This is a genomic window from uncultured Veillonella sp. (genome assembly GCF_937981445.1).
Taxonomy (GTDB): Bacteria; Bacillota; Negativicutes; order Veillonellales; family Veillonellaceae; genus Veillonella_A.
Window position 1 is genome coordinate 1 of sequence record NZ_CALJON010000054.1, and the last position, 9,641, is coordinate 9,641.

General features: G+C 35.8%; 10 protein-coding genes. 7 read left to right on the plus strand and 3 right to left on the minus strand.

The window, feature by feature from the left end:
- Window positions 1-377: 377 nt before the first annotated feature.
- The gene (locus Q0376_RS08645) at window positions 378-1,262 is read left to right on the plus strand and encodes a hypothetical protein (RefSeq protein WP_298706569.1); all 885 of its coding nucleotides are present in this window, start codon (window positions 378-380) and stop codon (window positions 1,260-1,262) included.
- 334 nt (window positions 1,263-1,596) lie between these two features.
- Here Q0376_RS08645 and Q0376_RS08650 read toward each other — a convergent pair whose 3' ends face one another.
- Window positions 1,597-2,259, minus strand: coding sequence for a flavodoxin family protein (locus tag Q0376_RS08650; protein WP_298706571.1), 663 nt, complete (start codon window positions 2,257-2,259; stop codon window positions 1,597-1,599).
- A gap of 140 nt (window positions 2,260-2,399) precedes the next feature.
- Here Q0376_RS08650 and Q0376_RS08655 point away from each other — a divergent pair, with 140 nt between their 5' ends.
- A complete protein-coding gene (locus Q0376_RS08655; protein WP_298706573.1) occupies window positions 2,400-3,065 on the plus strand; it encodes a Crp/Fnr family transcriptional regulator in 666 nt (221 codons plus the stop codon).
- Window positions 3,066-3,293: 228 nt separating this feature from the next.
- Here Q0376_RS08655 and ychF read toward each other — a convergent pair whose 3' ends face one another.
- A complete protein-coding gene (gene ychF / locus Q0376_RS08660; protein WP_298706575.1) occupies window positions 3,294-4,400 on the minus strand; it encodes a redox-regulated ATPase YchF in 1,107 nt (368 codons plus the stop codon).
- Between the two features lie 364 nt (window positions 4,401-4,764).
- Window positions 4,765-5,739, minus strand: a complete 975-nt coding sequence (locus Q0376_RS08665; protein ID WP_298706577.1) for a diaminopimelate dehydrogenase — start codon at window positions 5,737-5,739, stop codon at window positions 4,765-4,767.
- A 496-nt stretch (window positions 5,740-6,235) separates the two neighbouring features.
- Here Q0376_RS08665 and rpsF point away from each other — a divergent pair, with 496 nt between their 5' ends.
- From rpsF to Q0376_RS08690, 5 genes are all read left to right on the plus strand, one after another.
- Complete coding sequence (gene rpsF, locus Q0376_RS08670; protein ID WP_298706579.1) at window positions 6,236-6,520, plus strand: 30S ribosomal protein S6; 285 nt, start codon at window positions 6,236-6,238, stop codon at window positions 6,518-6,520.
- An 18-nt stretch (window positions 6,521-6,538) separates the two neighbouring features.
- Window positions 6,539-6,940 (plus strand): single-stranded DNA-binding protein, encoded by a 402-nt coding sequence (locus Q0376_RS08675; protein ID WP_298706581.1) that lies wholly within the window; start codon window positions 6,539-6,541, stop codon window positions 6,938-6,940.
- A gap of 39 nt (window positions 6,941-6,979) precedes the next feature.
- A complete protein-coding gene (gene rpsR, locus Q0376_RS08680) occupies window positions 6,980-7,210 on the plus strand; it encodes a 30S ribosomal protein S18 (RefSeq protein WP_115310530.1) in 231 nt (76 codons plus the stop codon).
- A 366-nt stretch (window positions 7,211-7,576) separates the two neighbouring features.
- Window positions 7,577-8,398 (plus strand): sulfurtransferase, encoded by an 822-nt coding sequence (locus Q0376_RS08685; RefSeq protein ID WP_298706583.1) that lies wholly within the window; start codon window positions 7,577-7,579, stop codon window positions 8,396-8,398.
- Between the two features lie 49 nt (window positions 8,399-8,447).
- Window positions 8,448-9,350, plus strand: coding sequence for a LysR family transcriptional regulator (locus tag Q0376_RS08690; protein ID WP_298706585.1), 903 nt, complete (start codon window positions 8,448-8,450; stop codon window positions 9,348-9,350).
- The last annotated feature ends 291 nt before the right edge of the window (window positions 9,351-9,641 follow it).

Here is a 9,641-nt window from a genome sequence, read left to right on the forward strand (position 1 = left end):
CAGTGCCAAAACGCTGCACAAGACCATCCCATTTTTTACATTCACTATGATGTCGATCCACGCTATAGGTGGATAAAAATTCGTCCTTTGTCATATAGAGTCTCCTTTTACTCATTACATTATAGGGCCATAATTTATTATATTATGGGGATTAAATGATTACATTACAGTAGTATAAAGTATATAGCCTCATTATAGCATAGAATGAATCGATATAAAGTCTCAATAAAATAATTAGTTTTATACTATTTAGATTTACACCATGAAATTTTCATTCTTAAATGATATACTATATATATATAAAATAATAATTTGGTAAAAACAATGAATCATTTGATTCTGAGTTTGAGTATTACTTATAGAGGAGGAGTTTGTGTATGAAACGTAGATTACAACGATATATTATGGCAGCTCTAGTTGGTTCTGTTGCATTAGGTGGTGCTTGGTCAGTAGGTCAAGTGCAGGCCAATGATGTGGCTGTTGTTAAGGTTGATTCTGAAGCAGCGGCAGCGGTAAAAAATGATGATGGTGATATTGTAGCTGTACAAACACCAACAGAAGCGCATGGCAATACAACTGGCGTTATGACAAAGCGCATTTCCCAAGATATTGCACCAGCTACTAACAAAGCTCTTTGGACTGATACTGATGCATTAACTCGTGATGCGGATTTAATTAAAGTGCCTGATGCTGATGCATATTATCAACGATTAGCTGTGTCTGTGTCCCCTGTTGCGATTAGTGGCGACCGTCTTCACATTACTTACCCAGAAATCAAATCTGTAAGCCCTTATGTAACTAAGGAAGTAAATAGTCGTATTTTAAAATATGTGCAGACATTACAAAAGAATTTAGAAAAAAATAATTTAAAAGCTGATATGAAGGAAAATCTCTACATTACCTATGATGTTGAGGCCAATGATAAGGGAATTCTTAGCATTTTTATTAAATCCTATACAATTGGTGACCAAGCAGCTAATGGCTTAAATACAGTAAAGGCCTTTACATTTAATACAACTAGCGGTAGAGTCTTAAAACTTAGTGACTTTGGTGGTGTATCTAAGGATGTACTAAATGAAGCAATCAATAGCGATGAAGATTTGAAAATGCAATTCTTCCCAGAAAACTTGCCAATCGATAAAGTGCCTAATGAATTCTACGCAACAGAAGACCATGAACTATACATTATCTTCCAACAAGGTACCGTAGGATCCATGGCAGCTGGCACTATTTATGTACCAGTAGGTAAGAGCAAACGCTAATTCGTGATAATCCATGATAATGCGTAGTGATTCATACTGTAGCAGTTTACTAGTTAAGTAGCTAAGTAGCTAATTATATAAAAAAATAAAAAATAAAAAAGATGTCATGACCAAGTAGTACATGTTGCCATCCATTTCGTTTAGATTCGTTTAGATTGTATGAGTCTAATGAGAAAGGGGCTGCAGAGCTAGTCATGACATCTTTTTCTTTTGGATTTTATAGGGGATTAGGGAATAAACTCATTAATGCTTGTGCTTTAGTTAGTAATTAATTGTTTCTACTTTTGCTAGTAATTAGTTCCTTGAATTTTATTACTAATTAGTTAGTTGAACTTTATTTATTAATTAATTGCGCTTTAGCCACTAAATCTTGCCCTAGTTGGAAGGCTTGGTTTAGTTCATTTTCAAAATGGGCTTCTTTATAGGCTTTTTTGTCACTTTCTGAGAAAATGGAAGATTCAAATTTGCTATAATCATCAAATTGTACAGTATTATAGGCATATAGTTTTTCCGGTTCAACGCCGAGAATGCGATGAACACCAGTTTCAACAGGCAATACAACGTCTCGTAAGTGAAATTGATGACTTTGTTCTTCTGTCATATTCATGGTATAAATAAAAGTAGAAGGGATTTGTTTTCCTAATACAGAGGGATGGGACTCACTGTAAATATAATTGGAAAAAAGAAAGCGTTCAAATAAGGCTAGGATAGCGGCTGACATATTTGAAAAGTAAATGGGGGAGCCCCAAATAATGGCATCTGCAGCTTTTAATTTTTCAATAATAGGACTTAAATCATCTTTGATAATACAAGTTCCATGTTCTTTGTCCTTGCGTTTACAATAAAAACAGCTGACACAGCCTCGATAGTGAAGCTGATAGAGGGATATTAATTCTGTAGTAGCGCCGCTCTGCTTAGCTCCTTCTAAGGCTTTATTGAGCAATTGAGCTGTGTTTTTGTTAGGTCGTGGACTTCCGTTAATAGCGATTACATTCATGATACAAACTCCTTTACATGCATACGTATACTTTATTTTCTTACCATATATAAGATAGAATAGTTATTGAATCGTTTAGACTTTAGGTGTATTAAACAGTTAAAACTAACTTAAAAAGGAAGATTACTATGATATATCCTATGTATTTTTTCTCTGAAGATTTTACAGATCTTGAACCTTTACTTGAGACGGTGCCTGTTAGGTATTGTCATTTTAAAGCAGGTGAGTATTTATGGACACCAGGGGATACTATTGAAGAGCTTCATTATATAAAATCGGGCGTAGTTCAACTGGCTATGAATCATCCATCAGGGAGGGAGCGCATTATATCCTTTCATGGACGCAGTACGTTATTCCCTGTATTTTATGAAGGGCCAGTACAACTTGAAGACTCTTTAGAAGGTAATGTGCTTACAGATACTTATACTGTGGCGATAAAAAAAGACGATTTTTATGGAATTTTAAATCACCATCCGTCTATGAGTATGGCTGTAATTAGTTGGTATACTAAATTTGTTAATTTACTTCTTTATGAAACAGGCCATCAAGGCTATAATAATGGTTTTAATAAGCTTTGTAATATTATTTACTTATTACTGTGTCGTGATAAGTCTGAACTAGATATTACGCAAGAGCGATTAGGGCAAATTCTAGGCATGAGCCGGGTAAATATTAATCGATATCTTCGTCGTCTTAAAGACGAAGGCATCATTGAGACTCGACGGATGCGCCTTGAGGTGCTCAATAAGGATCGTCTTAAGGCCTATTGTTCAGAAACTACGCAACATATGCCTAGCTTAAGTTAGTAAGGTCTCTATACTCTATTCAGAGTGATTTAAGTATACAAATAAAATAGTATGTCGTCTATAACAGTTGTTACACAAGCAAAAAAAAGCCCTTATGAAAGGAATCTACCATCTATGTGGATTCCTCGTCATAAGGGCTTTTAGTATGCTATAAATCTCTATGGAGTTTTTACTAAGTATCTATCAAATAAGATAAAACGATATGATATAGGTTGTTAGGCTGATTTTTTATACATTAAAACGGAAATAGGTTACATCCCCATCCTTCATAACATATTCTTTACCTTCTAAGCGAACGAGACCTTTTTCTTTGGCAGCATTTTGGCTACCACAAGTTACAAGATCATCATAGGCTACGATTTCAGCACGGATAAAGCCTTTTTCAATATCGGAGTGGATTTTACCAGCTGCTTGAGGGGCCTTAGTACCTTCTACTATAGTCCAAGCACGGGCTTCCATTTCACCTGCTGTAAAGAAGTTAATGAGACCTAGTAAGGCATAGCTTGCTTTGATTAATTTGTCTAAGCCACTTTCAGATAAGCCAAGCTCTTCTAAGAAGGCTTGGGCTTCTTCTTCGGATAATTCAGCAATTTCAGATTCAATGCGAGCAGATACAACAACTACGCCAGAACCTTCTTTGGCCGCATACTCCTCTACGCGCTTAACATATTCGTTTGCGGAGTAATCGCTGATTTCATCTTCAGAAATATTAGCTACATATAATGATTTTTTTGCTGTTAACAAGGTTAATTCTTTAAGAACTTCTAGCTCTTCTTCTTCTAGCCCTTGAGCGCGTACGGGAATGGCTTCGCCAAGTCCTTCAATAACTTTTTCTAAAATTGGAAGTTCAAGGCGTGCGTCTTTGTCACCACTTTTGGCGATTTTTTCAATTCGTTGTTTACGTTTTTCTACGGAATCAAGGTCAGCAAGACAAAGTTCTGTATTGATGATTTCAATATCTCGAATTGGGTCAATAGAGCCAGCTAAATGTGTAATATTAGGGTCATCAAAGCAGCGAACTACTTGTGCGATAGCGTCAACTTGGCGGATGTGGCTAAGGAACTTATTACCTAAGCCTTCACCTTTAGATGCACCAGCTACAAGACCGGCAATATCTACGAAACGCATGGCTGCTGGAATTACTTTTTTAGAACCATACATGTCAGCTAATTTGTAAATGCGATCATCTGGTACATCTACAACGCCCACATTTGGTTCAATAGTACAGAATGGATAGTTAGCGGCTTCTGCGCCTGCTTTAGTAATTGCGTTAAATAAAGTACTTTTCCCTACATTAGGAAGGCCTACAATACCTACTTCAAGATTTGTGCTCATAATACCACCTTTTTGAAAAATATATATTGATTTAATTTTAAACGTATTATAATCTATGATACTAACAATATATTATAACATAGAAAGTCTAGCCTTGCCTTCTACTTCTTGTAAAAATAGATTATAAAAAAGAATGAGCGTGCAATTCTTCGGCACTATGAGTTGAAACGGGTTAGTAGATAAAAATGAATTTGTAAATTAAAACGAAGTTTTATATTCAAAAGAATGTGTAAATTTAAAATAGCTTGTAAGTTACAAAAGAGGTTGTAAGCAAAAGGGCCATGTGGCCACATAGTGTTACAACCTCTTATTATATGTTTTAATTTTTTATATGTTTTGACTTTTTATTTGTCTTAACTTTTTATTATAAAGAATGAGCGCGCAATTCTTCAGCACTATGAGAGGAAATCCAAGCTGGTGGAATATCGAATACAGTGAAGGCGCCTTTACCACCATGTTGAGCTAGGCGATAAATACCACGAGCATAGGCTGTTAGTACAGAGCCAGTGAATTCAGGATTGCTATCGAGTTTTAAGGAATATTCCACTACATGGCGCGTGCCTTTAGTGCTTTCGCCGCTGCGAAGAACAAAACCACCATGAGGAATGCCTTTATGGTTTTTATCTAATTCGTCTTGGGAAATGAAGTTTACAATGGTTTCATAGCCAACGAAATAATTTTCCATAGTTTTAATTTCGTTTTCGATTTTTTCCTTGTCAGCTCCTTCTGCCGCTACTACATAGCATTCACGGATGTGACCATCTTGAGCCGATACATCAGGTGTACCGCCATTGCGGATTTCATCTAAATACTGCTCACGAGGTACAGTATATTGGCGAGCGTCTACTACACCATCAATGCGACGAATAGCGTCAGAGTGACCTTGGCTTACGCCGCGACCCCAAAATGTATAGGATTTGCCTTCTGGTAAAATGCTTTCTGCAAATACGCGTTGTAAGGAGAACATGCCAGGATCCCAACCACAGGAGATAAGGCCAGCATGACCACCTTCTTTAGCGGCTTTGTCTACATTAGCAAAATGTTCAGGAATACGTGCATGTGTATCAAAGCTGTCAATTACATTGAAGTTTTTTACTACCATAGGAGTTTGGTCAATAAGATCTGTGGCAGAACCACCACAAAGGACCATAACATCTACTTTTCCTTTAAAGCTTTCTAATTCGTCCATGGAGTAGCTTGGTACACCACTTACTGTTTTAATGCCAGAACGGCGAGAGAATACACCGACTAGTTCCATATCTTTTTGCAATTGTACAGATGCTTCAACGCCGCGACCAAGATTACCGTAGCCAACGATACCAATTCTAATTTTGCTCATACAAAAACCTCCTATATTATATGTTACATTTTAAATATATAATACTTTAAAAATAGCTATAAAGTAGCAGTTTTACTTAATAGATACGGTTATTTTAAAGTATATAAATACAAGATTAAGTCATTTAACTTAATTGATATAATTTATCTATTTAAGTATACAGCCTGGAGGGCGTGTTGTATAGAGTGTGAAGTAAAATTTCTATAGAATATTTTGGTAAAATAGTGTGGATATTATAATTTAGAGTATGTAATTTAGATTATGTAACTTAGGTTATGTAATTTTAGATTGCGGTTTAAGAAAATACTATAGAAAAAGAAGTAAGCGTTAACATAATTTAAAATACCTTGCAATAATGTCAAAAAAAGATTTTTCATCATAATATGCCTTGCTATTTAATCTATTTTACGTTATAATAGTGAAGCTTATTGATGGTAAGCGCTTCCTACCCCTATGGAAGATAGGGGCATTAGTCCGAAAGAGGAGGTGATTTTGTATGAACAAATACGAAGTCATGGTGATTGTGAAACCAGCCGAAGAAGAAGCAACTAACGCTGTCATTGAAAAAATTGAGGCTTTAATTGCACGTGTAGGCGGCACAGTAGAAAAGGTAGATCGTTGGGGCAAGCGTCGTCTTGCTTACGCAGTGAAAAAATTCACTGACGGTTTCTACGTATTGATTAACTTTGAAGCAGATCCTGCTGAAATTAAAGAAATCGATCGTGTATTAAAAATCAACGATGAAGTCCTTAAACACCTAATTGTTAAACACGGCAAATAAGCCCTAGGAGGTTTAACTATGAATTCAGTACAAATCTTAGGTAATTTAGCACGTGATCCCGAAATTCGCTATACAAAAACTGGTCGTCCAGTTGCTACATTTACTGTAGCTGCGACAAATACTTATTTCGATAGCAATACAAATGAAACTAAAGAGCAAACTGCTTTTGTTAACTGTGTTGCTTGGGGTAAGTTGGGAGAGGCGGCAGGTAACCTTCGCAAAGGGAGCCGTTGCTTCGTGGAAGGTCGTATAAATACCCGTTCGTATGAAACTGCGGATGGTCAAAAACGATATGTTACTGAAGTTGTGGCCAACTTTGTGGGCCAAGCATTAGACACTCAAAACACTGAAAGCTTCGGTGGCGAGTCTTCTAATTTTGATAACTTTGGTGGCGGAAACGAAGAAAACATTCCGTTCTAGTGTTTAGGACTCCTACTAATTCGAAAAGGAGGATTCACAATGAGAAGAGATAGAGGCAGAAAGCCAAGAAGAAAAGTATGTAACTTCTGCGTTGATCATGTAGATCAAATCGACTATAAAGATATTGCTAAACTTCGTCGTTTTACGACTGAACGCGGCAAAATTCTTCCTCGCCGTATTTCTGGCACTTGTGCAAAACATCAACGTAAATTGACACTTGCTATTAAACGCGCTCGTGCAATTGCGTTATTGCCATTCACAGCAGAATAATTGCAGAAGCATGTAAAACCCAGTAACCACCGTGGTTACTGGGTTCTTTTATTTTATAAAATGAGTTAAAAGGGATAAAATTAAAAGCCTACATACAAGAAAGTCGTATCGTATTATAATATATATATCTACATAAATTTATATACTTCATATACTTCATATGCTTTATATGTTTTATATAAGGTTATAAGCTTTATAATTTTTTAGTCAATTTCATATAACATATAATATATTGAAATTTGTTGACTTTATTAATTTTAATCAGCAGTTAGTATGTGATTTGTATTGTTTAATCGTTAATATTTATAGTTAATATTTAATGCTTAATTTTTAATACTTAGGATGTAATGTGTGTAGGAGGCTTGTATGAAAAACTTTATAACACCTAACGAATTAGTAAAACAACAGGCAGATGTGGTTGTTCTTGATGTGCGTGGCAGTGAAGCTTATGGCAAAGGGCATATTAAAGGTGCATTCCCTATTAATTTAGACACCGATTTGTCTGGAGTGGTGGAAGAACATGGAGGTCGTCATCCACTTCCTAATATGGATGAATTTGCTAAGAAGATGGAAACCTTTGGTATCAATAAAGATACACCAGTTGTTATTTGTGATGAGTGGATTTTCTTAGCCGGCCGTTTATGGTGGATGCTCCGTTATATTGGTGTATCAAATGTTAGGGTCTTATTGGGTGGTATAGCCCGTTGGGTTAAAGAAGGTCATGAGCTTGTTGTAGAAAATAGTACCTTACCAACTGCGCCAGATGTATTGGAATATAGATTTCAACCTCATATGCTCATGAGTCGCGCTGAAGTGTTGGGCAGTAGTGAAAGTGGCAGTCATATTATCATTGATGCTCGTGCAGAGGAACGTTATGAGGGCGCTGTTGTAGATACTTTTGATGGCATGACAGGGCATATTCCTACAGCGGTTAATTACTTCTGGGCGCATTGCTATACGGAAGATGGCGTGAAAAGTAATGAAGAATTACAAAATATGTTTAAAGACCTTTTGACAGTAGATAAGCCGATTGTTGCTTATTGTGGTTCAGGGATTACGGCTTGTTTATTAATGCTTTGTATGGATGAAGTAGGGATTGATTCGGCTTTATATGTAGGTAGTTCCAGTGATTGGGTTACTTATGATAATTTCCCTATTAAAACGGGCTGCGAATATATTGGTAAATAATTGTAAATAGCTGTAAATACTTGTAAATAGTTGTAAATAAGCAGAGGAGATGAGTACCTTGCGAATTGATACGGAGCATATGAAATATTTTCTTGCTGTTGTAAAATATAAAAGTTTTACTAAAGCAGCAGAACAGTTGTATATATCGCAACCAGCTATTAGTCGCAAGGTAAGTCAACTAGAGAAACAACTCGAAGTGGAGTTGATTGATCGAAGTAAGCGAGACTTTGCGCTAACCTTAGCAGGGGAACGATTTAAAATTCTATTTAAAGAATATATAAATGAATTAGAGATTTTACAAAATCAATTTAAAGCCAATCGAAAAGAAGTTATAAAGTTTGGAATTTTTCATGGTTGGAATATACCAAATACATTGCAATCCTATATAAAAGAGTTTCACACCGCCTATCCTCAAGTAGATGTAGTGCTTAGTAGTGTAGATGTAAGTGGGCTACGTCAAGGATTAAGGGATGATACATATGAATTTATTATTGGTGTAGATAAAATGCTACCCTCAGAAGAGCGGCTCCATAAGTGTCTTATAAAAGAATTACATCGAGTGGCAGTATTTCATAAAACGAATCCCTTAGCAGAGGAAGACACTGTAACTTTTCAGAAGTTGGCATTGCAGACCTGCTATTTATTTAGAGATCATTTAATGCCTTTGAATGAAATTGTAGAACAGCCTATCTTTAAAAATAGGCGTATGAAACCTAAGGTTGTTATGATGGATAATTTAGATTCGGTCATTACGGCACTAGCTTGTGGTTATGGGTTTACTGTACTTGATGACTTACATCATATTGTAGAGAATCAATCGTTTAAACATATTCAGTTACCGGAAACAGAGTGCATGTATTTGGCTTACAAAGAGAATAAAGTAATGGATTACTATACAAAACAATTTTTAGAACATATGCCTAGTTTACAGGAAGAAATGTTCTCTAAGTGAAGACAATTGTGTTAATTAATAAAATAGTAAAATATTTGTAAAAAAAGTCCTTGACGGGAATGTAGAAAAAAGGTATTATAGTTCATGTTCCCGTTGAAAGGACATTTTAAGTCGACTGATTCGCTTTAAAAATTAGGTTGAATTAAAAAAGTTCTTGAGGGAATGAAAAAAGTGCTTGACATTAAATGGCTAACGCGATATAATGATTAAGCTGTCGCAAACAAGTGGTAACACAAAAGCGACATCAGATCTTTGAAAACTGAACAATGTAAGGTAATCATTTCAAACGAA

Excerpts from the sequence above, each read along its gene's own strand:
- Q0376_RS08645 (WP_298706569.1), top strand. The coding sequence starts at position 378 with ATGAAACGTAGATTACAACGATATATTATGGCAGCTCTAGTTGGTTCT.
- Q0376_RS08650 (WP_298706571.1), bottom strand. The coding sequence starts at position 2,259 with ATGAATGTAATCGCTATTAACGGAAGTCCACGACCTAACAAAAACACA.
- Q0376_RS08655 (WP_298706573.1), top strand. The coding sequence starts at position 2,400 with ATGTATTTTTTCTCTGAAGATTTTACAGATCTTGAACCTTTACTTGAG.
- ychF (WP_298706575.1), bottom strand. The coding sequence starts at position 4,400 with ATGAGCACAAATCTTGAAGTAGGTATTGTAGGCCTTCCTAATGTAGGG.
- Q0376_RS08665 (WP_298706577.1), bottom strand. The coding sequence starts at position 5,739 with ATGAGCAAAATTAGAATTGGTATCGTTGGCTACGGTAATCTTGGTCGC.
- rpsF (WP_298706579.1), top strand. The coding sequence starts at position 6,236 with ATGAACAAATACGAAGTCATGGTGATTGTGAAACCAGCCGAAGAAGAA.
- Q0376_RS08675 (WP_298706581.1), top strand. The coding sequence starts at position 6,539 with ATGAATTCAGTACAAATCTTAGGTAATTTAGCACGTGATCCCGAAATT.
- rpsR (WP_115310530.1), top strand. The coding sequence starts at position 6,980 with ATGAGAAGAGATAGAGGCAGAAAGCCAAGAAGAAAAGTATGTAACTTC.
- Q0376_RS08685 (WP_298706583.1), top strand. The coding sequence starts at position 7,577 with ATGAAAAACTTTATAACACCTAACGAATTAGTAAAACAACAGGCAGAT.
- Q0376_RS08690 (WP_298706585.1), top strand. The coding sequence starts at position 8,448 with ATGAGTACCTTGCGAATTGATACGGAGCATATGAAATATTTTCTTGCT.